The sequence below is a fragment of the Escherichia sp. KS167_9B genome (genome assembly GCF_030295215.1).
In the GTDB taxonomy this organism is placed as follows: Bacteria; Pseudomonadota; Gammaproteobacteria; order Enterobacterales; family Enterobacteriaceae; genus Escherichia; species Escherichia coli_F.
This window is the reverse complement of the sequence record NZ_AP025755.1, coordinates 122,972-145,702: the sequence shown is the minus strand read 5'-3', so window position 1 is coordinate 145,702 and position 22,731 is coordinate 122,972. Positions and strand designations below refer to the sequence as shown.

The 22,731-nt window shown below is 51.9% G+C and carries 26 protein-coding genes and 12 pseudogenes; 26 read left to right on the top strand and 12 right to left on the bottom strand.

The features are described from left to right. Positions 1-45: 45 nt before the first annotated feature. Positions 46-261: a replication-associated protein RepA4 gene (locus tag QUE34_RS28780; RefSeq protein ID WP_502877073.1), complete on the top strand. Its 216-nt coding sequence runs from the start codon at positions 46-48 to the stop codon at positions 259-261. Here the strand turns inward: QUE34_RS28780 and QUE34_RS27515 are convergent. The 5 genes and pseudogenes from QUE34_RS27515 to QUE34_RS27495 form a co-directional block, all read right to left on the bottom strand. Next, positions 205-1,077 (bottom strand): annotated as a pseudogene (locus tag QUE34_RS27515) (IS3 family transposase); the annotation flags it as partial. The gene QUE34_RS28780 and the pseudogene QUE34_RS27515 overlap by 57 nt on opposite strands. A 1,684-nt stretch (positions 1,078-2,761) precedes the next feature. Next, positions 2,762-3,352 (bottom strand): hypothetical protein, encoded by a 591-nt coding sequence (locus tag QUE34_RS27510; RefSeq protein WP_001355339.1) that lies wholly within the window; start codon positions 3,350-3,352, stop codon positions 2,762-2,764. A gap of 115 nt (positions 3,353-3,467) precedes the next feature. Beyond that, a pseudogene (locus QUE34_RS27505) lies at positions 3,468-3,719 on the bottom strand (integrase core domain-containing protein); the annotation flags it as partial. A 3-nt stretch (positions 3,720-3,722) separates the two neighbouring features. Beyond that, positions 3,723-4,131: pseudogene (locus QUE34_RS27500) on the bottom strand (hypothetical protein); the annotation flags it as partial. A gap of 172 nt (positions 4,132-4,303) precedes the next feature. Beyond that, a complete protein-coding gene (locus QUE34_RS27495; protein ID WP_157839880.1) occupies positions 4,304-4,513 on the bottom strand; it encodes a hypothetical protein in 210 nt (69 codons plus the stop codon). Between the two features lie 26 nt (positions 4,514-4,539). Here QUE34_RS27495 and QUE34_RS28775 point away from each other — a divergent pair. The 4 genes and pseudogenes from QUE34_RS28775 to QUE34_RS27480 form a co-directional block, all read left to right on the top strand. Then, positions 4,540-4,662, top strand: a pseudogene (locus QUE34_RS28775) (replication-associated protein RepA4); the annotation flags it as partial. Between the two features lie 189 nt (positions 4,663-4,851). Then, positions 4,852-5,136 carry a CopG family ribbon-helix-helix protein gene (locus QUE34_RS27490; RefSeq protein WP_001355337.1) on the top strand — a complete coding sequence of 95 codons (285 nt, stop codon included), beginning with the start codon at positions 4,852-4,854 and terminating at the stop codon, positions 5,134-5,136. Beyond that, complete coding sequence (locus tag QUE34_RS27485) at positions 5,136-5,411, top strand: type II toxin-antitoxin system RelE/ParE family toxin (protein WP_000421249.1); 276 nt, start codon at positions 5,136-5,138, stop codon at positions 5,409-5,411. Before QUE34_RS27490 ends, QUE34_RS27485 begins: the two co-directional genes overlap by 1 nt. 105 nt (positions 5,412-5,516) lie before the next feature. Further along, a pseudogene (locus QUE34_RS27480) lies at positions 5,517-5,720 on the top strand (hypothetical protein); the annotation flags it as partial. A 303-nt stretch (positions 5,721-6,023) separates the two neighbouring features. Here the strand turns inward: QUE34_RS27480 and QUE34_RS27475 are convergent. The 3 genes and pseudogenes from QUE34_RS27475 to parM all read right to left on the bottom strand — a co-directional run bounded on the left by QUE34_RS27475 (position 6,024) and on the right by parM (position 7,919). After that, positions 6,024-6,497, bottom strand: a pseudogene (locus tag QUE34_RS27475) (AcrIF11 family anti-CRISPR ADP-ribosyltransferase). A 106-nt stretch (positions 6,498-6,603) separates the two neighbouring features. Continuing rightward, on the bottom strand, positions 6,604-6,954 hold the full coding sequence (locus QUE34_RS27470; RefSeq protein ID WP_024166183.1) for a plasmid partitioning/stability family protein: 351 nt from the start codon (positions 6,952-6,954) through the stop codon (positions 6,604-6,606). Between the two features lie 2 nt (positions 6,955-6,956). After that, positions 6,957-7,919: a plasmid segregation protein ParM gene (parM, locus tag QUE34_RS27465; RefSeq protein WP_105279257.1), complete on the bottom strand. Its 963-nt coding sequence runs from the start codon at positions 7,917-7,919 to the stop codon at positions 6,957-6,959. A gap of 143 nt (positions 7,920-8,062) precedes the next feature. Here parM and QUE34_RS27460 point away from each other — a divergent pair, with 143 nt between their 5' ends. From QUE34_RS27460 to QUE34_RS27400, 13 genes and pseudogenes are all read left to right on the top strand, one after another. Then, on the top strand, positions 8,063-8,359 hold the full coding sequence (locus QUE34_RS27460; protein WP_001364075.1) for a hypothetical protein: 297 nt from the start codon (positions 8,063-8,065) through the stop codon (positions 8,357-8,359). A 78-nt stretch (positions 8,360-8,437) separates the two neighbouring features. Continuing rightward, positions 8,438-9,121: a DNA methylase gene (locus tag QUE34_RS27455; RefSeq protein WP_000085877.1), complete on the top strand. Its 684-nt coding sequence runs from the start codon at positions 8,438-8,440 to the stop codon at positions 9,119-9,121. Beyond that, positions 9,122-9,343, top strand: a complete 222-nt coding sequence (locus tag QUE34_RS27450; protein WP_001104895.1) for a YubE family protein — start codon at positions 9,122-9,124, stop codon at positions 9,341-9,343. Next, positions 9,339-9,766: pseudogene (locus QUE34_RS27445) on the top strand (DUF1380 family protein). Before QUE34_RS27450 ends, QUE34_RS27445 begins: the two are co-directional and overlap by 5 nt. Positions 9,767-9,810: 44 nt before the next feature. Further along, positions 9,811-10,581: a YubG family protein gene (locus QUE34_RS27440; protein WP_001006229.1), complete on the top strand. Its 771-nt coding sequence runs from the start codon at positions 9,811-9,813 to the stop codon at positions 10,579-10,581. A gap of 417 nt (positions 10,582-10,998) precedes the next feature. Beyond that, positions 10,999-11,424, top strand: coding sequence for an antirestriction protein (locus QUE34_RS27435; protein WP_001198949.1), 426 nt, complete (start codon positions 10,999-11,001; stop codon positions 11,422-11,424). 46 nt (positions 11,425-11,470) lie between these two features. Beyond that, a complete protein-coding gene (locus QUE34_RS27430; protein WP_000271768.1) occupies positions 11,471-11,890 on the top strand; it encodes a DUF1380 family protein in 420 nt (139 codons plus the stop codon). Continuing rightward, positions 11,890-12,081 carry a hypothetical protein gene (locus tag QUE34_RS27425; protein WP_001027514.1) on the top strand — a complete coding sequence of 64 codons (192 nt, stop codon included), beginning with the start codon at positions 11,890-11,892 and terminating at the stop codon, positions 12,079-12,081. The genes QUE34_RS27430 and QUE34_RS27425 overlap by 1 nt, the downstream gene beginning before the upstream one ends. A gap of 980 nt (positions 12,082-13,061) precedes the next feature. Continuing rightward, complete coding sequence (locus QUE34_RS27420) at positions 13,062-13,292, top strand: hypothetical protein (RefSeq protein WP_000218637.1); 231 nt, start codon at positions 13,062-13,064, stop codon at positions 13,290-13,292. 51 nt (positions 13,293-13,343) lie between these two features. Beyond that, positions 13,344-14,705: a DUF3560 domain-containing protein gene (locus QUE34_RS27415; protein ID WP_000170678.1), complete on the top strand. Its 1,362-nt coding sequence runs from the start codon at positions 13,344-13,346 to the stop codon at positions 14,703-14,705. A gap of 46 nt (positions 14,706-14,751) precedes the next feature. Then, positions 14,752-15,315, top strand: a complete 564-nt coding sequence (locus QUE34_RS27410) for a class I SAM-dependent methyltransferase (protein WP_047671019.1) — start codon at positions 14,752-14,754, stop codon at positions 15,313-15,315. A 25-nt stretch (positions 15,316-15,340) separates the two neighbouring features. Further along, a pseudogene (locus QUE34_RS27405) lies at positions 15,341-15,554 on the top strand (hypothetical protein). After that, positions 15,467-15,724: a hypothetical protein gene (locus QUE34_RS27400; protein WP_023147917.1), complete on the top strand. Its 258-nt coding sequence runs from the start codon at positions 15,467-15,469 to the stop codon at positions 15,722-15,724. The pseudogene QUE34_RS27405 and the gene QUE34_RS27400 overlap by 88 nt, the downstream one beginning before the upstream one ends. Here QUE34_RS27400 and QUE34_RS28770 read toward each other — a convergent pair. Continuing rightward, positions 15,724-15,882, bottom strand: a pseudogene (locus QUE34_RS28770) (hypothetical protein); the annotation flags it as partial. The gene QUE34_RS27400 and the pseudogene QUE34_RS28770 overlap by 1 nt on opposite strands. Before the next feature lie 225 nt (positions 15,883-16,107). On the opposite strand from QUE34_RS28770, the gene QUE34_RS27395 reads away from it, so the two are divergent. The 5 genes and pseudogenes from QUE34_RS27395 to QUE34_RS27375 all read left to right on the top strand — a co-directional run bounded on the left by QUE34_RS27395 (position 16,108) and on the right by QUE34_RS27375 (position 20,252). Further along, the gene (locus tag QUE34_RS27395) at positions 16,108-16,647 is read left to right on the top strand and encodes a single-stranded DNA-binding protein (RefSeq protein ID WP_286338982.1); all 540 of its coding nucleotides are present in this window, start codon (positions 16,108-16,110) and stop codon (positions 16,645-16,647) included. Positions 16,648-16,704: 57 nt separating this feature from the next. Next, entirely contained in the window at positions 16,705-16,938 is a 234-nt protein-coding gene (locus tag QUE34_RS27390) for a DUF905 family protein (RefSeq protein WP_000005990.1), read from the top strand. A 63-nt stretch (positions 16,939-17,001) separates the two neighbouring features. Further along, on the top strand, positions 17,002-18,966 hold the full coding sequence (locus QUE34_RS27385; RefSeq protein WP_000117199.1) for a ParB/RepB/Spo0J family partition protein: 1,965 nt from the start codon (positions 17,002-17,004) through the stop codon (positions 18,964-18,966). A gap of 68 nt (positions 18,967-19,034) precedes the next feature. Next, positions 19,035-19,469, top strand: coding sequence for a conjugation system SOS inhibitor PsiB (psiB, locus tag QUE34_RS27380; RefSeq protein WP_000845944.1), 435 nt, complete (start codon positions 19,035-19,037; stop codon positions 19,467-19,469). Further along, positions 19,466-20,252: pseudogene (locus QUE34_RS27375) on the top strand (plasmid SOS inhibition protein A). The gene psiB and the pseudogene QUE34_RS27375 overlap by 4 nt, the downstream one beginning before the upstream one ends. Here the strand turns inward: QUE34_RS27375 and QUE34_RS27370 are convergent. Then, complete coding sequence (locus QUE34_RS27370; RefSeq protein ID WP_001355331.1) at positions 20,197-20,385, bottom strand: hypothetical protein; 189 nt, start codon at positions 20,383-20,385, stop codon at positions 20,197-20,199. The pseudogene QUE34_RS27375 and the gene QUE34_RS27370 overlap by 56 nt on opposite strands. Positions 20,386-20,406: 21 nt before the next feature. Here QUE34_RS27370 and mok point away from each other — a divergent pair. Both mok and QUE34_RS27360 read left to right on the top strand, forming a co-directional pair. Next, positions 20,407-20,556 (top strand): annotated as a pseudogene (mok, locus tag QUE34_RS27365) (plasmid maintenance protein Mok); the annotation flags it as partial. Next, a complete protein-coding gene (locus QUE34_RS27360) occupies positions 20,498-20,623 on the top strand; it encodes a type I toxin-antitoxin system Hok/Gef family toxin (RefSeq protein ID WP_001372321.1) in 126 nt (41 codons plus the stop codon). The pseudogene mok and the gene QUE34_RS27360, both read left to right, overlap by 59 nt. Positions 20,624-21,047: 424 nt before the next feature. Here QUE34_RS27360 and QUE34_RS27355 read toward each other — a convergent pair. Beyond that, a pseudogene (locus tag QUE34_RS27355) lies at positions 21,048-21,220 on the bottom strand (hypothetical protein); the annotation flags it as partial. Between the two features lie 69 nt (positions 21,221-21,289). Between QUE34_RS27355 and QUE34_RS27350 the strand changes: the two are divergent. Beyond that, entirely contained in the window at positions 21,290-21,550 is a 261-nt protein-coding gene (locus QUE34_RS27350; protein ID WP_000547943.1) for a hypothetical protein, read from the top strand. A gap of 93 nt (positions 21,551-21,643) precedes the next feature. Here QUE34_RS27350 and QUE34_RS27345 read toward each other — a convergent pair whose 3' ends face one another. Next, positions 21,644-22,654 carry an IS110 family RNA-guided transposase gene (locus tag QUE34_RS27345; RefSeq protein WP_001132300.1) on the bottom strand — a complete coding sequence of 337 codons (1,011 nt, stop codon included), beginning with the start codon at positions 22,652-22,654 and terminating at the stop codon, positions 21,644-21,646. Positions 22,655-22,731: the final 77 nt, after the last annotated feature.

Genomic DNA, 22,731 nt, shown 5'->3' with positions numbered 1-22,731 from the left:
GGGGTTCCAGCCGGAAACCTAGATTTTTCCGCGACCAGTAACGGCGTGGGTTGTATCCTTGCTGGAAGTTCTCAGTACACGCTCGTAAGCGGCCCTCACGGCCCGCTAACGCGGAGATACGCCCCGACTTCGGGTAAACCCTCGTCGGGACCACTCCGACCGCGCACAGAAACGGGGATGCGGACGATTTCTTGGACTGCTTTATCATTCCAGTCCGCATTGTTGGCGGTACGTTTTGGGACTGACGGCACCCAGCGATAATTTTATACGCCGCTCGTTATACCATCTGATGTAAGCATCCACTTGCTGCATGAACTTTTCTGGCGTGATGCCCGACCATTTACGCCCATAATACATTTCCGTTTTCAGTCTGCCAAAAAAGCCTTCGCATGCGGCATTATCAGGTGAACATCCTTTACGGGACATTGAGCGAATAAGACCTGCTGCATTCACTCTTTCCAGCCAGCCTGGCCAGCGATAATGCCCACCTCTGTCACTGTGTATCACCGGTCGTTCGCCAGCATTTAACGTTTCGACCGCATTATCCAGCATGGTGTTGACCAGTTCAGCGTCGGGACGTGTACTGAGAGACCAGCTCACAACTTTTCCATCGAAGCAGTCCACGAGCGGTGATAGCCAGACTTTACCTGCAGGGAGCTGGAACTCCGTGATATCTGTCAGCCATTTCTGATTAGGTTGCTCCGCCTTAAAATCTCTGGCGATAAGGTTATCCGGAGCCGGTCCGATTTCTCCGCAATATGAGCTGTAGCGGCGACGACGGTTACGGCTGACGACAAGCTGTTCCTCCACCATAAGTCTGCGTACAACCTTTTCTGATAGCCGAACCCCCTCATGCCTGAGCATCGCATGCAGGCGACGATAGCCATAACACTGGTAATTACTGTTAAAGATATCTGTCAGCATCGTACGTATCGTGGCGTATTTATCACCGGCTTTCAGTGCAGCCCGGTGATAAAAATAACTGCTACGGGCAAGGCCCAGAACATGCAGTAATTCTGTCAGGGGATATGTTTGTCTCAGGGCATCAGCTATCTTTGTTTTTTCTCTGTTGTTCATGCGTATTACCGTGAAGGAGATCGGTTATTGAGTGATTTCCTTCCATGAAAATACGCCCCCGGTACTGTACAACAGTAAAAGGCCTCATAAATCTCCCGAATTACTGAAACCAGCAGAATATATTTTACGTGAGAATAAAAATCGCAATATGTGGTGGAACGTTCTGTACAAGACAGGATGAAATAACTTGCTCAGATTAATTATTCTTATGTGGAACAATTACGTTTTCCGGGCGTATCCTTTTAACGACACACGGAATAAAAAAATCCCCACAAAAAGTGGGGGGCTCCAAGAGAAACAACAATTACAGGTGCGTTGGTCATATTCGAATAACGATGAATCAGCTACGCTGAAACAAAAATTTAACCGTACAGTCCACTGATTTCAATACTTAACTTAAGTTCCTGGCGTATAATTAATACGCATCAACAAACTCACACCAGACAAAACAACCATTCGATCAAACAGAAACAAGAATAACCATCTGCACAATACTTTAAAGACATATACATTTACCCATTAACCCCATCATGTTTATACGATTATTTTTTTGCAAGATGGATCACATTTTTAATAAAAACACAAAAAACTTATCTCTTATCAGTTGATACGCAGAAACTATGGCAGAGTACATGGTCAATAAATAACTAAAAATACCCTGATCAATATCACAAAGTTTTCACAATTAATATTAATCTATTGCAAAAAAGGAGTGGGTGATTTATAAGTGGAAATGTAACAACCTCCTCTATAGTTCGATTAGTTTAAAGTGCAACATACACTGAGCATTCATTTGTTCTCTTGCCCCTGTGTTACCAGGGGTTTTTTATACTCATAACAAACCGAAGAGTTATCAGTCACTATAAGCAAAGCACCAGTAAGACAATAAGTTAAAAAACAAACACCAGAAGACATGATTTGCATATTATTTCGCAACAGAAGCTTCCCCCCATTATTCTGGACATGAAAAAACAAAACTTGTAACATGCATTAATGCGATTCTGGTACTGTATGTCAGGGGTAATGATGTAAATGGTGGTGCCGGAATCGCATCTTTATTTTATTATTTATTCCGGAAATAAAAAAAGCCCTCTGAGAGCATACAGAGGGGGTAAGGAATGATTCAGTCAGAATAATGAGTCCTTAGTATTTATATTCATTTAATACAACATTATTCAACAAGATACAATATTAAACCCTAAGATTTGTGAGCTGAAACCTTAAAGCTGAATTCATTTGTATATCTGCCGCACTGAACATTGAGGCGAAGTACGGCAGATTTAATACGTTGCGTGCAACATTTTCACGTTATACAAACATCTGCGAAGTTATTTCTTCTTAACGTCCCCACTGCCAACGTTTTTTCTGACTTACTGACTCATAAATAATAGTGACAAACACCCGCTCTCACACCATTGTCAGTGCTGGTGATTCAGGACGGTAACCGGAGTTTACCCGAAAAACGTAATCTATGGTCACTATCGTTTTTTAGTAACACCGGTATTGAAGATAAGCTGACAACCTGTATCTGTCGTGGTAAAGATGAAATCTGGTAAACCATGTCAGGAGTGTTTTTTATCCCGTTCTCTTTTGATACTTAGCACTACTGAACGTCATCGACAGAGGAGCAGTTCATGATTTTCTTTTCCGGGTTTCCGTTTATTAAAAACCCCTGTCGATGCCCCTATTGATAAATTTTTTTCGGACAATATGTCTGCCACAGGGACAACGAAAAGACATCCTCCTGAGATAGTTTTTTGTAATTCTTCCAGAAGATAAGATTATTTCGTACATCTGGCATGTACCGGTGTCTGTATAACCATCGCAACTCACTTGCTGTAACACTTCTTCCGTGTCCATCGGTTTTACTGGCAACAGAGGATAAATCAAGACCATCAATAAAAAAATGCACTTTTTTTCTCAGTACAAGCAACTGATATTCAAGTCCACACTTGCTTGTTTTTTTAAATACATTAACTCTGTTTTTGAATGTGTTTGAAATAAACAATACAGAGACATTATATCTGTCGTGCATTGATATGTAATTTAAAAACCCCACGGACCTGTTATTTGTGTTTTTTACGGCAAATCGGGTATCCGCGTAACTCCATACATCATTTGTTAAATCAGCCTGAATGATATACTGATAGTTTCTGCGCTTAATCAGATGGAGCTGTATTTCTTTTATGATAATGGCAATACCAAAAATGAGCTCTCCATCAGAAAACTCATCATCAATTTCTTTATATTTGTTTTTTACAAAAAAACGCTTCATATTAAATCACCAGACAATAATTCAGAAACAGCTTCCGGGCAACACAGATGGTAACATGCGTTTTTAAAACATAACAAGACAACAGAATAAATGTTTTTCTGTGGATTTTCCCCTGTATTTCCAGGCACCTGTTATCACTTAATTCATTACTGGTCCGCTGCCTCAGATATTCCCGTGGCGAGCGATAACCCATCACACTATGAGGATGCCATTCGTTATCATTCCCGAACGCCCCTGCAAGGTTCTTTGCTGCGGTTAACCCGTCAGGTTTGGGCATGATACTGATGTAGTCACGCTTTATCGTTTTCACTAAGCTTTCTGTTGTTCCGTTACTCTCCGGACTCCGCACCACCGTGTTCTTCAGTTCAGGCTGGATAATTTCAGATAAGGCTCTTCCCCGAATATACTCCTGCTGCAGTGTAACCTGCCGTATGGCATCAGGACACTCACGATAATTAGCCCGGATACGGGGATTGGTCAGGGAATCCAGTTTATTCAGCCCGGCATCTTCAATAAGAGACTGGAGTAAACGGGAAAGGCGCGGACGTTTCTTGCGAACGGAGGAGCGCTCACCATCATGGTAAGCAGAGCGAGCCTGCAGTCTGATAACGGAATTACGGTCATCAGGTGGTAAAAAGTTTCTGTTATTTATACGGGAGCACGGGATGCCGGCCTGTTCCGGAGGAGGTTTCCTCTTCATTTCCGGAAAACTGACGATACATGGGGCATTCAGGCGCATGCTCATGGTTAAAACTGGACAGATAAAGAGTTCCCGTGTTTCTCGATGTCTTTTTTTCTTTGAACTACTATTCGATGACCTTCGGACGACATCCAGACAGCCGCAAGCAAAAAACATGGTCTGGCAGTGATAAGGGGTCGCTGACATTGAGAACGACAAGTTCAATCCTGTGTGTAATCGCCAGCTTCATTGCTGCCGGAAAAAATCAAATCTCAATCACTGAACTGGTTATCCTGTCCGGTATTAGTCGACAGAGTGTTAAGCGGGCAATTCAGACGCTGGAACAGGCAGGGCAAATCACCGTTACCAGAACAACCACCAACGGCAGGCATGAAGCCAACGCCTACTACCTGCCTGACCAGGATTAGAGAGGTAGTTGCTGCTGCCGCTGTGTCAACGCCACTGTCTTTGAGAGTTGCCATTTTTTCATGCCCGCTAATGTCTGTCATACACGCTCGTAAGCGGCCCTGACGGCCCGCTTACGCGGAGATACGCCCCGACTTCGGGTAAACCCTTGTCGGGACCACTCCGACCGCGCACAGAAGCTCTGTCATGGCTGAAAGTGGGTATGGCTTAACAGGATGGGGTGGGTAAGGTTAAATCTGTCAATCAGTACCGGCTTACGCCGGGCTTCGGCGGTTTTATTTCTGTGCCATATGAAACAACGGAGTGCCGCCTTACATGCGTTGGCGCGCATTATTTGCCTTGTTCCGCCTGAATGTAATCACTATGATTAAATGTGATTAACAACTAATCGGATATGCAAATGAAAAACAATACCGCACAAGCAACAAAAGTAATTACCGCGCATGTGCCATTACTTATGGCTGATAAAGTCGACCAGATGGCCGCCAGACTGGAACGGTCCCGGGGCTGGATTATCAAACAGGCGCTTTCTGCATGGATTGCCCAGGAGGAGGAGCGTAATCGCCTGACGCTGGAAGCACTGGACGATGTGACATCCGGACGGGTTATCGACCATCAGGCTGTACAGGCCTGGGCGGACAGCCTCGATACTGACAATTCGTTACCGGTGCCTCGCTGATGGAACTGAAGTGGACCAGTAAGGCGCTTTCTGATTTGGCGCGGTTATATGATTTTCTGGCGCTGGCCAGTAAACCAGCTGCAGCCAGAACGGTGCAGTCCCTGACACAGGCACCGATCATTCTGTTAACTCATCCACGTATGGGAGAACAGTTGTTTCAGTTTGAACCCAGGGAGGTCAGACGGATTTTTGCTGGTGAGTACGAAATCCGTTACGAACTTACTGGTCAGACTATTTATGTATTGCGCCTGTGGCACACACGAGAAAACAGGTAGATTGTGTGTGAGGACAACTTAACATAGCCTGCAGATATTAATTCTGGAAAATTATTATCAGGCCAGATATTTTGTATTCCATTAAATAATCTTGTAGGAGATAAAATGAATTACGATGAAATAACGAAAATTACCGCTGAACGTATTAGCGACTATATGACTGAAGCAGTTAATACAGACTCTATAGCCGTTGCGGAAATGTTTCATAACGCTGCATGGGGAGTGCGAACATTGTGGTTTGAACTCGTCACAAAAATAGATATAGATATACATAAAAAGAACAGGTATGCGCGTTATGATCTTAGAAGGAAAATCGAAATGCAACATGAAGAGTTTCAGAAAATGACAGAGCGCGAGCAAGTACCTTTATTGGAATCGCCAGAATGATGTTCAGCGGCTTCGCCCAGGTATTTTCTTTCGCCCCTTCTATGCCCTGCAGGACATTGTATAAATGTAACTCTGTCATACATGTTCGTAAGCGGCCCTCACGGCCCGACTGCGGGTAAATCCTTCAACCGCGTACAGCTCATTTTCATTGCTGTACAGACCGTATAGCCTTGCAGGACAGGAGGAACTGGAGAATATCTAGTCCCTTTAATGCGGGAATTCATTTTATTCACCTTTAATTTGTGGATTCACAATGAGGTAACTTGTGCCGTGTTCATCGTTCATTTCTATGGCATCAAATCCAAGGTAAGTGGCTACACGACCACGCAGGCGTTGCAATTACCATGAGTATGCTCCCCTAATATCGCTGCCGAGGCGTGGCGAGAGAATATCTGCAAAATCCTCGATATCTGAATTGTTATCCCACATGACGTGATCTGCTATTTCCTCTACGTCAGCAGTATCCAGTTCGTTATGTAAGAAGGCATAAACCTCTTGAAAATGAGCATCAAGATCACGGGATTTGGCTATTTTATCATCATCAACATGGTATATGAATACGGTGTTTCCGTGACTGGCAGCAATATCGCGCTCCGGGCTGGCAAATAACCCATCAAAAACGTTATTGCCAGACATTGCGAACTCACCAATTTTGATTATTGGAGCCACTTTTTCATAAGTTCCGTGGAATAATTTCATAATAACGACCCTGTTTATTTTATGTAATGACTGGCAAGAAAATAACTTGATTAAGTTCCCTTTATCCAGCCTGATAGTGGATAAAGGAAACGCAATCATAATTTAATTAGTTTATTAACTTCATCGCATTCTTTTTTGTCTCCTCATCACTTTTTTGCTCCGGTTGTGAAGAGGACTGAATGATTGTTGAAAAATTTAAATTGGCCATCTCTTTTGGAAATAGCGATCTCAATATATTCACGATATCCGAAAATGTGGTTTCTTTCGTCAGTAGTTCACATAAAAGGAATGGGGTCCTGGGGTCTTGCCTGTATAAGGCCAGACCTGCAGTCAGTGCGGCCCGGTTAAGTCGGCTACGTTCTCCTTGGGGGATACTGTCCAGTGTATCACAAACAATTTTATCTGTTTGATTTACATCTGGATTTAGTTTGAATGCAATGGTTCTGCGCTTGTCCATCATTAATTACCTATGAGATACATACCGTTAACTAAATCATATTGAGAGTTATTGGTTTTGAAAAAACGTTCATCACGAATCTGTGTGTGTTTTTTTACTGCATCGCATATTAATTCTGCGCCACCGCCTATAACCATAACATGCGTATAACCAGAAAATTCATTGAGCGTATTTAATACACGTTGCTCAAGTTTACGAAGTGCTTCATTCATTGCTTCGGTGACTATTGATATTTTGTTCTCATCATTAATTCGTTGCTTCAGATAGTTGTTGTCTTTTCTGTGAATAATTATATCGTCAGCAAGATAGCTACTTCCTTTTGTTCTCGCAAGAGAAAGGGCATCTTTTACTGCCGATGTGACCAGAGATACACCAAGAAATGAGTCTCCGTATATTTTACTGATCCCTGATAATTTCCCCATTACCTGAGAAATATCTAATGTGGTGCCCCCGAGGTCTATAATTAATAAAGAATCTAACTCATCCAGTTCTTGTAGAACTTCATAACCTGCTGGTATAGATTCAGGCATGACTTTTACATCTTTTATTGTGAATGTATCCCCACCATTTAATGTAATTTTTTTCCGGAAGTTTGCTTTCTTACGCTCAATATTTTCCGTATTGGGTTGGTTATTCCTGTCGTAATATTCTGTCAGAGGAAGTGTGCAAACAATATCCACTTCGCTTACCGGCAGACCACTGGTCAGTAAGGCGTGATGCACCGCAACGACATTAACGTCGCTGTATTGCCATGCGATATTGGTTGTGACTACAGCATCCGGGCTGATTGGATCAAATGAATACTGTTCGCCGTTCAGTGTGTAGTTAAAGACCTTTTTATCACCAAAAGAGACTGCCCACTCGCGTTTGAAGCTGTTCGGGCTAATGTGCTGTTTAATTGTTCCGTCGCTTTCCTGCCACTGTAGTTTGATGTTTGTTGAACCGTCATCAATGAATACCAACATTTATAAAACTCCTTATGGTGTTTTTTTTGGTGTTTATTTGGGGGTGTTTTGGGTTTTAAGTGGGTTTATTTGTCAAGTTTACCCCATTTAAACCATCAATCAATGATTGTTTGTCTTGTTTTTGGTGTTTTGTTGGGGTTGTTGTGGGTTATTTTGGGGTTTTCTTGGCAAGTAACAAAAGATGTCGCCGGGCTCCTCTTTTTACTGCGCCGGCTGACGCGGCGCGGCAGGAACGCTGCCTGTGGTCAGTGTCCCGCGTCCGGCGGGCACGGGACGGGCGCTTTTACCGCTCCCGGCTGGCGTCGGTGACAGTGTACGCCAGCCTGTCGCCCTTTTCTGATGAACGCCCTTCAAGCCGCTTTCGCGGCATATTCTCGCCGTCAAAAAGACGACGGCTGCGATATTCCACGGTCGGCCTGACCCGTTACCGGACGCGGTGAACAGCCCACAGGCAGCGGGGAACGGGCACCACAGGGGGGCCCTCCTGGTGCCCTCTGTAAGAGAAGGAGAGTGCTGTTATGTCCCGTTTTATTCTGGGTGACTGCGTGCGAGTTATGGCCACGTTTCCGGACAATGTTGTCGATTTCATCATCACCGACCCACCTTATCTGGTCGGTTTCTGCGACCGTTCCGGCCGTACTCTTGCCGGTGACAGAACTGACGAGTGGCTTCAACCAGCCTGCAATGAAATGTACCGCGTGCTCAAAAAAGACGCGCTGATGGTCAGCTTCTACGGCTGGAACCGTATTGACCGCTTTATGGCGGCCTGGAAACGCGCCGGATTCAGCGTGGTAGGGCACCTTGTGTTCACCAAAAACTACACATCCAAATCTGCGTATGTCGCGTACCGCCACGAATGCGCCTACATCCTGGCAAAAGGGCGTCCGGCGCTGCCTCAGAAACCCTTACCGGATGTGCAGGGCTGGAAATATTCAGGCAATCGTCATCACCCGACGGAAAAGCCTGTTAGCAGCCTGCAACCGCTGATTGAGAGCTTCACACACCCGAACGCTATTGTGCTGGACCCTTTTGCAGGCAGCGGCTCAACCTGCGTTGCCGCCCTCCGGTCCGGACGCCGGTATATCGGTATCGAGCTGCTTGAGCAGTATCACCGTGCCGGACAGCAACGACTGGCTGCCGTTCAACGGGCCATGCAGCAGGGGGCCGCGAATGATGACTGGTTTATGCCGGAGGCTGCGTAAATGAATTATGCCGGACACGAAAAACTTCGCGCCGAAGTGGCGGAGGTGGCCAGTGCCATGTGCGACCTGCGTACAACCATGAATGAGATGGAGCAGCGGTACAGCTTTAATGCCGACACCCTGCCGGAACGTCTGGTGCGTCAGACGCTGTTTCGCGCAAACCGCCTCTTGATGGAAGCATATACCGAAATTCTGGAACTGGATTCCTGCTTCAAAGATTGAGGGGAGAGAGTATGTACGGACATGCGAAATACTCTGCCGGGAGCTGGTAGCAAAGTATCCGGGAGACACGCCGCTGATGCTGGTTGTCTGGTCCCCGGAAGAGATTCAGGCACTGGCTGACGGAATGGATATTTCCCTGACCGATCATGAAATCAGGACTGTCCTGGCGCGCCTGGAGGACATCCCGGAAGACCAGCGGATTGAGTCCGGTATTTCTTCCGGTGCGGCGATGGAGATTATCAGCAACGTGAGCGAAAACCGCCAGGTGACCGTCCCTGCTGAACTGCTGGCGTCCCTGATTCAGACCGCTGAACAGGCACTGTGGAAACGTGAATGGGCCGCCCGGAATGCATTACCCGCCGTCAGACGGTGGTTATTCAGGCCCGCGCCCTGCGGAAAAACAACACACACGAAAACGACTGATGTTATCGCCGCCTGCGGGTGGCGATTCAGGGAGACCATGAATCATGAACGAAACGCTGAATGCACTGATTTGTCGCCACGCCCGTAACCTGCTGCTGGCGCAGGGCTGGCCGGAAGAGACGGATGTTGACCAGCGAAATCCGAACTATCCGGGCTGGATCAGCATTTACGTGCGGCTGGATGCGTCCCGGCTGGCGACGTTACTCGTTAACCGCCACGATGGCGTGCTGCCGCCGCACCTGGCCTCCGCCATTCACAAACTGACCGGAACCGGGGCGGAACTGGTACTGTCCGGCAGTCAGTGGCAGTCGCTGCCGGTACTTCCGGCAGACGGAACGCAGGTGTCTTTCCCGTATGCGGGTGAATGGCTGACCGAAGACGAAATCAGGGCAGTTCTTGATGCGGTGCACGATGCGGTACGAAGCATCTGTTACCAGGTGGCAGAAGATGCGCGGCGTATCCGGGCGGCGCTGACCACCACCGGTCAGACGTTGCTGATCCGCCAGACGCGCCGCTTTCGCCTGGTCGTGAAGGAAAGCGATCACCCCTGCTGGCTCGATGAAGATGACGAAAACCTGCCCGTGGTGCTCGATGCCATCGTGAACCGGGGAGCACGTTTTTCGTCGGTGGAAATGTACCTGGTCAGCGATTGTATTGAGCATATCCTGTCCAGTGGGCTGGCCTGCGATGTGCTGCGTATACCGGATGAACCGCCCCGCCGCTGGTTTGACCGTGGTGTTCTGCGGGAGGTGGTCCGGGAAGCCCGGGCCGAAATCCGCAGCATGGCGGATGCCCTGGCAAAAATCCGGAAATGATGACGTTGGCGGGGTAAATCCCCGCCTTTTTCCTGCCGGTCCCCGGACAGAGCACAAAGGAAGTCGCCGCCGGCTCCGCTTTACCCGGCCATGCAGGGCATGGCCTTGTGGTTTTTCAGTTATGTGGCCTCAGCGTCGTGTGCGGGCTGTGCCGTGCCTCCATCTTAGCCGGGCTGGCAGGGATGCAAGGGTACGCTTCGCCGCTGCGGTCACCCGGTCCCTCCTTCCCGTCTGCCGTGATTTTCCGGTCGTTCACCCGCTCAGATTTCGCGGTCTCACCCTCCAACTCCCGCCAGCCGTGTGCGTCAGGCTGCGGCTTCCCTTGCGCCCTGTGCATCCCCGCCTTATCGCCCGGCTTTTATGGAGGCACGGCACCGCCCGGTGTCGCGGAATATGTGAACAACGGAGGAAAACATCATGCAGTATGCGAAACCTGTCACTCTGTACGTTGAAGAGTGTGACCGTCTCTCCTTTCTGCCTTACCTGTTTGGCAACGATTTTCTGTATGCCGAGGCGTATGTGTACGCGCTGGCGCAAAAAATGATGCCGGAATATCAGGGAGGCTTCTGGCATTTCATCCGCCTGCCGGACGGTGGCGGTTACATGATGCCGGATGGCGACCGTTTTCATCTGGTCAACGGTGAAAACTGGTTTGACCGCACTGTGAGTGCTGATGCCGCAGGTATCATCCTGACTTCCCTTGTGATTAACCGCCAGTTGTGGCTGTACCACGACAGCGGGGATGCGGGACTGACACACCTTTACCGGATGCGCGATGCGCAGTTGTGGAGCCACATCGAATTTCACCCCGAATGCAACGCGATTTACGCGGCACTGGACTGATTAACGGACGGGGCGGCAATGCCGCCCCTGTAAAGGAGACGAGAACATGTACTGTACTGTTAAAGAAGTTATCCGCGATGTACTGGATACAGACGTGCCGGACAGTGAATGCGTTTTTGCCGTGGTGCTGACCCGCGGGGATGTGCGCCACATAGCCCGGGACTGGAACCTGTCAGACGATGAGCTGGAAACCGTCATGCAGCGGCTGGACGATGCTTTTGTATATGGCGCATGTGACAGAGTTGTTTCCGATATTGTCAATGAACTGATGGAGGAAAAGCGCGTAAACCGTCTTGTAACAGTCCCTGCGGTGCTGCTGGAAAAAGTGATGGTGATGGCTGGTAGTGAAATTTATCGCCTCCATGCTGTAGGGAGCGAGAACGGGGGCGACGGTGACGCATTTGTCAGGGAAGAACGTGAGATTATGCGGGTGATGCGTCAGGCGCTGGACGGGGAGAACGGGTAATGAATATCAGCACGGAAACCCGCGAAATTCTGCGTAATTACAGGGCCGTGATTAATGCGCGGCGTCGTGAAATGGGGCAGAAACCGCTCACCACCGCGCAGATTGTTGATGAAATCTGTGATTTTGTGGCGAATCAGCAGGCGGTTTTCCTCGGTGGTCACTACATCCTTCAGGGCAGCAGGCACAGGTGATACAGGGGCAGGCGGTGGAGGCCGCCTGTCAGCCCGCGCGAAAACCCCTGGCAGGCTGGCGCCTGCCGGAAGGGAAGCGGGCCACGCTGGCGCGTAGCCCGTTACCCTTCCCGTTTGTGATGTGTCCGGAATATTTTTTTCTGATGTTATTTTTCTGTGGTTACCGTGCCTGTTACTGTTCTTCTTCTTCCTCTTCTTATTTCCGTTCCTCTCCTGTTTATGGCTTTCCCGGGCGTCCCCCTGGCGGGGCGGGCTGTCGTGAACGGAGCCAGCGGAGCTGTCTCCGCCCTGGCGGGCTTCCACCCCTGACGCGAAACCCTGGCTTGCAGCGACCGTTCCGGTCGCGCCGCCTCTGTCGCGCCGTGGCCTGCGCTCCCGGCATCCCGGCAAAAAGACACCGGGATGTAAGGCGCAACGCCGTTTCGCGCACGCGCTTCACGTCGTTGCGGCGGGTCCCTGCTCATTGCCTGCCTGGTGCCACACACCCGTATGAGTCCCTGTCGCCGGGGGCATAGACAGCCACAACCTGCCGCACTGACTGTCCAGGGTAAATGAACAGCCCACAAAATTTTTTACCCAAAACCCGGTAAAAAATTTTGCGTTCTGCCCAGGACAGGTGCGTCAGGCCGTGGCAGTGATGCCCCTTGCGGCGAAGGTTCTCAAACGGGTGAAGTTCATACCACAGGGAATACAGCAGCAGGTTCCCGCGAAACGTCAAAACCGCGGCTCCCGAAACTCAACGGGTGATGTTCTTTAAAAATCAGGATTTATTTAAGGCTCCGGCAATACGCATTTATTCGCTCTGTCAGTCATCCGGCTGGCAGGTAATGAGAACGCAGGAACAGAAGGAGGAAAACACCGGAGAACGTCAGACGCAGATATGAAAAAAGCAGGTCCGGGACCTGCTTAATCCACGCCGTAGAAATCGCCGCAATCGATTTTCACGGCTTCACTAACCTGTGCCATAAGGAGATTCATTTATGACAGTCAGTATTGTTTCACCTTCCGCAGCGGCTGTAAAGCCCCGCCGTCATCCCCGTTTCAGACGCGAAGACATCCCCGCGCCGGAAATTGCCCCCGTGCTGAAAGCCTTCGGGCGACACATAGCCCGGAGTTTTCACCGGGGGCGTGGTGTACACATCCCCGCCATGAAAAACACGGCCTTCGGGCAGGTGCTCCGCACACTCGAACTGAAACGCGCTTTTAACTGATGAGGTGAGCCGCCCCGCGAGGGGCGGCAACAGACGGAAGGAGAACATTTTATGACATTAGCAGCAATCACCATGACCGCCCCGGAAGCCGCCAGCCCTGTGCAGATGTACCGCGCGACCTACTCACCGGATGACAACAAACTGCGCCTGTATGCCGCGTCACGTCTTGACCCGGAGACGTATAAAAAAGTTCATGATGCCGGTTTCCGCTGGGCACCCAAACAGGCGCTGTTTGTGGCGCCAGCCTGGACACCGGGCCGGGAAGACGTGCTCCTCTCACTTGCCGGAGAGATTGAGGATGAAGACAGCACGCTCGCTGAACGTCAGGAAGCACGGGCGGAGCGGTTTACCGGATACAGCGGAAAGCGGGCCAGTGAATCCGCACAGGCACTTGATGAAGTGGAAAGACTGGCCGCGATGATCCCGCCCGGTCAGCCCATTCTTGTGGGGCATCACAGTGAACGCCGCGCCCGTCGTGATGCGCAGCGTATTGAAAACGGCATGAAACGTGCCGTGATGCTCTTTGAACGTGCGGAATACTGGGAAGAGCGGGCGCGGTCGGCACTGCTTCACGCGAAGTATAAAGAACGTCCGGACGTTCGCTGGCGTCGTATCAAAAAAATCGAAGCTGATTTGCGCAAGTCTGAAAAGACCATCGCGCAGTCGCAGAAATATCTGACGATGTGGCGGGCTGAATCGCTGGATCTGAATATGGCAAAACTCATCAGCAGTCATGACCATATCAGCGCCTGTTTCCCGCTGGATACGTATCCGCGCCCGGCAGAAAAAAGCCAGTATGAAGGAAGTCGATCGTTATGGTCGGCCCTGGATGATGACATTATCACCACGGAGCAGGCCCGCGAAATTGCGATCCGCTGTCATGAACGGCAGATTCAGCGTCAGCAACGCTGGGTTAACCACTATCAGAACCGCCTGATCTATGAGCGTGCCATGCTGGACGAAAGCGGCGGCGTGGTTACCCGGACACAGGATTTTGAGCCGGGCGGGCAGGTTTTCAGCCGGGGCGAGTGGCTGACCATCATCCGTGTGAACAAAAGCAACGGGGCGGTGAGTTCAGTCACAACGCCAAATTACAGTTTTCTCGGGTACAGCGGCACGATGAAAGTGACGCCCGATCGCATCACGGACTACAAAGCACCATCGGCAGAAGAGGCCGCCGTCGCCAGACAGGCCGCGAAGCGCCCGCCTGTTGTCAACTATCCGGGAGAAGGTTTCCGGGAAATGACAAAGGCACAGTGGGCTGCCCTGCCCCGGGACTGTAAGGCCGTGCGCAGTGTGGCAGAGGCAGAAGACCACGGGGCATATCGTTACCGCCGCACAATGGACAATAATTTCCGCCTGGTGAATGTGTATATCACCGACATGAAAATCACGGAAATCCCGCAGAAATAAGGCTTATCCCCGGGGAAAAGCCCCGGGGTATGACGGAGATAATGACATGCACAGTCAGTTAAGAGAACGTATCCGGCTGATGCGCGTAAGGCTGGATAACGCCGCGCCGGTTGCTGAAATCCGGGCTGAATCTCAGCTTTTTGTGACACCTGCCCCGGTCTGTAAGCGCCTGGTGACACTGGCGGAGATCAGCAACCGTGATCACATTCTGGAACCCTCTGCCGGCACCGGAGCCATACTGCGGGCGATTCGGGATACCGCGCCGGGGGCCATGTGTGATGCGGTGGAGATTAACAGCGGACTGGTCCGGTATCTGCGGGAAAATTTTAACGGTGTCAGGGTGCAGCATGGTGACTTCATGGAATGGCAGCCGGCGCAGTATTACAGCCGGATTATTATGAATCCGCCGTTCAGTCACGGGCAGGATATCCGGCATATCCTGCGGGCTTTTTCCCTGTTGCGTCCGGGGGGCGTGCTGGTTGCCGTCTGTCTGAACGGGCCGCGCCAGCAGGAGAAGCTGTTACCGTTTTCTGACGTCCGCGAGGAGCTGCCACGCGGTACGTTTGCTTATACCCGTGTTCCGACGATGATTATTCGTCTGCGTGCCTGATGACGCCGGGCAGGCGGGAGGATAAATGCCTGTCTGCCCGCGCCGGGAAAAAACCGCGCGCCGGCGGCGCTGAAAGGGGCCGCGCTGACGCGCCGCCCCTTTCATTACGCGGACGTTCTGATGGGGGCTTCTGTTTCTTCATGCCTGTCATTTGTCTGTTACTGATGTTGTTGTTCCTGCTACTGCTACTGCTACTGCTACTGCTACTGCTACTGTTCTTCTTTTTCCTGCTGCTCTGATTCTGACTACTGCAGTGTTGTCCTGTCTGCCGGGCGCCCCTTCGGCTCCCGGCTGCTTGGCGGCATCCGGTCGTCAGGCCCGACTCCGACAGGCAGCTGCTGGCGCACCTGCCAGTCTCCGCCGAACCCGCTGGCGCGGTTTCGGGCTGTCGCTACGGTCCGATGCGTGAAAACCCCCGGCTTGCAGCGACCGGAACGGTCGCGCCGCCTCTGTCGCGCCGTGGCCTGCGCTCCTCACATCCCGGCGGATGTGAGGGGCAACGCCGTTTCGCGCACGCGCTCTTCGTCGTTGCGGCGGGTGCCTGCCCGTTGTTGTATCCGGTGCCATACACCCGTGTAAGCCCCTGTCGCCGGGGGCAAAGACAGCCACAACCGTCTCCGCCAGTCCAGGGGTGAAATGCACATCCCACAAAAGTTTTTGCCCAAAAGCAGGCAAAAACTTTTGCGGTCTGCCCCCGGACAGTCGTTTCCGGCCGTGGCAGTGATGCCCCTTGCGGCGAAGGTTCTCAAACGGGTGATGGGGGCTGAAAACATCAACAGAAGGAGGCACATCATGGCAGTTCGTGGAATTAACAAGGTTGTACTCGTTGGTCGTCTGGGTAAAGACCCGGAAGTCCGTTACATCCCCAACGGGGGCGCAGTGGCAAACTTGCAGGTGGCCACGTCAGAAAGCTGGCGCGACAAACAGACGGGGGAGATGCGGGAGCAGACGGAATGGCACCGCGTGGTGCTGTTCGGCAAGCTCGCGGAAGTGGCTGGTGAATATCTGCGCAAGGGCGTGCAGGTCTACATCGAAGGCCAGCTTCGTACCCGTAGCCGGGAGGATAACGGTATCACCCGTTACGTCATCGAAATCCTTGTGAAAACCACGGGCACCATGCAGATGCTGGGACGTACCGCAGGTGCTCAGACTCAGCCGGAAGAGGGGCAACAGTTCAGCGGTCAGCCTCAGCCGGAACCACAGGCGGAGGCCGGTACGAAAAAAGGTGACGCAAAAACGAAAGGCCGTGGACGTAAGGCCGAGCAGCCCGAGCCTCAGCCGCAACCGCCGGAGGGGGAGGATTACGGGTTTTCAGACGATATCCCGTTCTGACTGGCCTGACTGTGATAACCGCCCCGCCCTGCGCGGGGCATCACCGGAGAGATGAGGATGAGCGAATATTTCAGAATACTTCAGGGACTGCCTGACGGTCCTTTTACCCGCAAACATGCCGAAGCCGTTGCCGCACAGTACCGGAACGTCTTTATCGAGGATGACCACGGCGAACAGTTTCGCCTGGTTGTCCGTAATAACGGTGCAATGGTCTGGCGCACCTGGAATTTTGAGGACGGTGCCGGGTACTGGATGAACCATGTCATCCGGGATTTCGGCATTCTTAAGTAAGAGAGGTGCCGGACGGGAAGGCGTCCGGCAGACATACAACCATCCCGGTCAAAGGAGAAATATATGTCAGTTACAGAGTCTAAGACAAAAACGGAGCGTAAATCCAGCCGTAAACCTGCAAAAACGCAGGAAACAGTCCTGTCTGCCCTGCTGGCGCAGACGGCGGAAGTGAGCGTGCCGCTGGCCTCACTGATTAAATCACCACTGAATGTGCGCACGGTGCCGTATTCTGCGGAGTCCGTCAGCGAACTGGCGGACTCCATTAAAGGTGTCGGCCTGTTACAGAATCTGGTTGTTCATGCCCTGCCAGGTGACCGTTACGGTGTCGCCGCAGGCGGTCGCCGACTGGCAGTACTCAACATGCTGGCAGAGCGCAACATCCTTCCGGCTGACTGGCCTGTACGCGTGAAGGTCATTCCGCAGGAGCTGGCGACTGCCGCATCGATGACCGAGAACGGTCAGCGTCGGGATATGCACCCTGCCGAACAGATTGCCGGATTCCGCGCAATGGCGCAGGAAGGCAAAACACCTGCACAAATCGGTGATTTGCTGGGCTATTCACCCCGCCACGTTCAGCGAATGCTGAAACTGGCTGACCTTGCCCCGGTTATCCTCGATGCGCTGGCAGAAGACTGCATCACCACCGAGCACTGTCAGGCGCTGGCGCTGGAGAACGACACCGCGCGTCAGGTGCAGGTGTTTGAAGCCGCCTGTCAGTCGGGATGGGGAGGTAAGCCGGAAGTACAGACCATTCGTCGTCTGGTGACCGAAAGTGAAGTGGCGGTGGTGGGGAACACTAAATTCCGCTTCGTGGGGGCTGATGCCTTCTCGCCAGATGAACTGCGCACTGACTTGTTCAGCGACGACGAGGGTGGCTATGTGGACTGTGTTGCGCTCGATGCCGCCCTGCTGGAAAAACTCCAGGCTGTCGCTGAACACCTTCGGGAAGCTGAAGGCTGGGAATGGTGCGCCGGACGCATGGAGCCTGTCGGTTTCTGCCGTGAGGATGCCGGAACATATCGCAGTCTGCCGGAGCCGGAAGCGGTGCTGACGGAGGCGGAAGAAGAACGCCTGAACGAACTGATGGCACGTTACGACTCGCTGGAAAACCAGTGTGAGGAATCCGACCTGCTGGAAGCAGAAATGAAGCTGATGCGCTGCATGGCGAAGGTCAGAGCGTGGACGCCGGAGATGCGTGCCGGAAGCGGTGTGGTGGTGTCCTGGCGTTACGGTAATGTGTGTGTCCAGCGTGGTGTGCAGTTGCGCAGTGAAGATGACGCGGCTGACGACGCTGACCGCACGGAACAGGTGCAGGAGAAAGCGTCAGTGGAGGAAATCAGTCTGCCACTGCTGACGAAAATGTCTTCCGAACGCACGCTGGCAGTCCAGGCAGCACTGATGCAGCAACCGGACAAATCCCTGGCACTGCTGGCATGGACGCTCTGCCTGAATGTGTTTGGCAGCGGAGCTTACAGCAATCCCGCAAAAATTCGTCTGGAATGTGAGCATTATGCGCTGACCAGCGATGCGCCATCGGGGAAGGACGGTGCCGCATTCATGGCGATGATGGCAGAAAAAGCCCGTCTTGCTGCCCTGTTACCGGAGGGATGGTCACGTGACATGACGACGTTCCTGTCACTCAGTCAGGAGGTGCTGTTATCCCTGCTCAGTTTCTGCACTGCGTGCAGCATCCACGGTGTTCAGATCCGTGAGTATGGTCACACGTCACGCAGTCCGCTGGATTCGCTGGAAAGCGCCATCGGCTTTCATATGCGCGACTGGTGGCAGCCGACAAAAGCAAACTTCTTCGGACACCTGAAAAAGCCGCAGATTATCGCAGCCCTGAATGAGGCAGGACTGTCCGGTGCCGCACGGGACGCAGAGAAGATGAAGAAAGGCGATGCCGCTGAACATGCAGAGTTCCACATGAAAGACAACCGCTGGGTGCCTGGCTGGATGTGTGCACCACGTCCACAGGCAGAGACGGAAACCACGGAGTACCGTGACGACCAGGCAGAAGCCGCCTGACCGCCAGTCATAAACCATTTATCACGCCGCCCCGCCGGAGACGGGGCGGCAGCAAGGGAGATACCGTGATGAAAACTGAACTGACCCTGAATGTATTACAGACCATGAGCGCACAGGAATATGAAGATATCCGGGCAGCCGGAAGTGATGAACGTCGTGAGCTGACACACGCCGTGATGCGGGAGCTGGATGCGCCGGACAACTGGACGCTGAACGGCGAGTACGGCAGCGAGTTTGGCGGCTTTTTCCCCGTCCAGGTCCGTTTCACGCCTGCCCACGAACGTTTTCACCTGGCGTTATGTTCACCGGGCGATGTCTCTCAGGTCTGGGTGCTGGTTCTGGTGAATGCCGGTGGTGAGCCGTTTGCGGTGGTTCAGGTGCAGCGGCGGTTTGCACCGGAAGCCGTCAGCCATTCACTGGCACTGGCGGCGTCACTGGATGCGCAGAGGTACAGCGTTAATGACATCATCCATATCCTGATGGCGGAAGGAGGTCAGGCATGAGCGTACGTTCACGGGCACTGGTTCCCCTCAGCACAGAGCAACAGGCCGCATGGCGGGCGGTGGCGGAGACGGAAAAACGCCGCCATCAGGGAAACACGCTGGCGGAATATCCGTATGCGGGGGCGTTTTTCCGCTGTCTGAACGGAAGCCGCAGGATTTCGCTGTCTGACCTGCGATTTTTCATGCCGTCCCTGACCGCAGAAGAACTGCGCGGCAACCGTCTTCAGTGGCTGTATGCCATCGATGTGCTGATTGAAACACAGGGCGAGGTCTGCCTCCTTCCTCTTCCCGGTGATGCAGCAGAGCGGTTGTTCCCGTCAGTGCGGTTCCGTGTCAGGGAACGCAGTCGCCATAAATCTGCACTGGTCATGCAGAAGTACAGCCGTCAGCAGGCGAGGGAGGCAGAGCAGAAAACCCATGCGTACCAGGCGCTGGTTGCTCAGGCAGAAATCGAACTGGCATTCCATTCGCCGGAAACAGCCGGAAGTTGGCATGCACGCTGGAGTGACCGGGTGGCAGAGCATGACCTGGAAACCCTGTTCTGGCAGTGGGGCGAGCGTTTTCCGTCACTGGCCGGAATGGAACGCTGGCAGTGGCAGGATATGCCATTCTGGCAGGTCATTGCAGAGGCTGGTATGGCGGCAAGGGAGGCCGGTCACGCTGTCCGTGAGATGGAACGGTGGATGGTGCCGAACAAACTCCGGGAGGCAGCGTGATGAGGCAACAATCACACGGATTGCCCGTGAACTGGCTGAACGACAAGATTATTTTCAGGGAAAGTGAGTGTGGTCAGCGTGTAGGTATATGGGCTATGATGTGCCCGGCGCTTGAGGCTTTCTGCCTCATGACGTGAAGGTGGTTTGTTGCCGTGTTGTGTGGCAGAAAGAAGATAGCCCCGTAGTAAGTTAATTTTCATTAACCACCACGAGGCATCCCTATGTCTAGTCCACATCAGGATAGCCTCTTACCGCGCTTTGCGCAAGGAGAAGAAGGCCATGAAACTACCACGAAGTTCCCTTGTCTGGTGTGTGTTGATCGTGTGTCTCACACTGTTGATATTCACTTATCTGACACGAAAATCGCTGTGCGAGATTCGTTACAGAGACGGACACAGGGAGGTGGCGGCTTTCATGGCTTACGAATCCGGTAAGTAGCAACCTGGAGGCGGGCGCAGGCCCGCCTTTTCAGGGCTGATGCTGGTCTGACTGCGCTGAAGCGCCTTTATAAAGGGGCTGCTGGTTCGCCGGTAGCCCCTTTCTCCTTGCTGATGTTGTACGGGCATGAACAACCTGATTTCAGGAAGGCCGTTTCCCTTCGGGAACGGGGATGAACGCGCCTTCTCTGTTTATGGCCAGTTGTCAGAAATGACATTACCTTTCCCGTGATTATTCTCTTTTTCTTCCTACTCTGATTCTGACTACTGCAGTGTTGTCCTGTCTGCCGGGCGCCCCTTCGGCTCCCGGCTGCCTGGCGGCATCCGGTCGTCAGGCCCGACTCCGACAGGCAGCTGCTGGCGCACCTGCCAGTCTCCGCCGAACCCGCTGGCGCGGTTTCGGGCTGTCGCTACGGTCCGATGCGTGAAAACCCCCGGCTTGCAGCGACCGGAACGGTCGCGCCGCCTCTGTCGCGCCGTGGCCTGCGCTCCTGGCATCCCGGCAAAAGGCCGCCGGGATGTGAGGGGCAACGCCGTTTCGCGCACGCGCTCTTCGTCGTTGCGGCGGGTGCCTGCCCGTTGTTGTATCCGGTGCCATACACCCGTGTAAGCCCCTGTCGCCGGGGGCAAAGACAGCCACAACCGTCTCCGCCAGTCCAGGGGTGAAATGCACATCCCACAAAAGTTTTTGCCCAAAAGCAGGCAAAAACTTTTGCGGTCTGCCCCCGGACAGTCGTTTCCGGCCGTGGCAGTGATGCCCCTTGCGGCGAAGGTTCTCAAACGGGTGATGGTTAATACCGGAGGGAACAAAAGACAGGTCCCCGCAAAACGTCAAAACCGCGGCTCCCGAAACTCAACAGCTACCGTGTTTAGTCAAGAAAATTATGTGATGTTTGAACATTCCATTTTCAGGAGAAATTTTCTCTGAGTTTTTATAAAAAGAGCAGATGCTCAGTTAAATACCATGATAGAAGGAAAAAGATACAAACATGTTGCTTCAGTATTGCTCCGATGGTGTTGATTAACATGTTGTTTTATAATGACTTTGTTGGTTGTATTCAGCGTCGAATGGTAACTGCGTTTTCAGCACACCATAGCACCAGTGCACAAGTTTTCGCATTAATGCTCCAATAGCACACATCTTTGACTTTCCCCTCTGGCATAACTTCGTATACATCTGTTTCATTACAGGGTTGAATCTCAGCCCACATAAAGCGGCAAGATAAAGTTTTGTTCTTATCTCCGGTGGTCCAATTTTAGATAATTTAGGTTTTCCCTTTACAGATGTGCCAGATCTCCTTTCTACCGGAACTACACCAAGGAATGCTGCTGCCTGCTCTGCTGATTCGAATGAATGGCTTTTGAGTATTGCCAGCATATTTAATCCCAGCAGGTAACCAACAGATTTTATTGATGTTAACAGTCTGAAATCCTGGTTGAGCTCAGGGTGAGTTTTAATATGTTCCTGGATCAGGACATCAAGATGTTCGATCTCATTGCTCAGCTCCTGAAGCATGTTTTCAATTGACGCCCTGACGGCATCAGGGCTGTCTGTAAAAACAGATTTTTCAAGTCTGTTTTTTTCTCTGGTGCTGTCTGCAACAAGAGCGTCTCTGCGGCGTAAAAGAGCTCTAAGATACCGCACAGATTCTGGTGGTGGAGTCCATGCCTCAGGCTCTTTAAGGGAGCCATAACAAGCCAGCATCCAGGCATCAACTTTGTCATTCTTGGTCAGGATATTCATACCTCTGGCAAATTCCCTTGTGCGGTGAGGATTGGCTAAAGAAATTCTGGCGCCAGCAAAGTGAAGGCCATAAGCCAGAGGTTCATGATATACCCCAGTGGCTTCCATGATGATATGAACTTCGCCCAGTTCACAGGATTGCTTTTTAAGCCACTCTGCCACGACTTTAGCCGCATCAGCAGTATTTTTTAGCTTACGAGTTTTGATCCTCCCTTTGATGCCCTCCCGTAAGAGGCATAGATCAAGAGTGTTTTTACTGACATCAATACCTAACTGGTACATCGGCATTTTTTCTCCTTTCACATAACCATCACGCCAATTTGTCTTGTTCATGCAGAGTCTTAGCTCTTGGCAACCGTTCAATG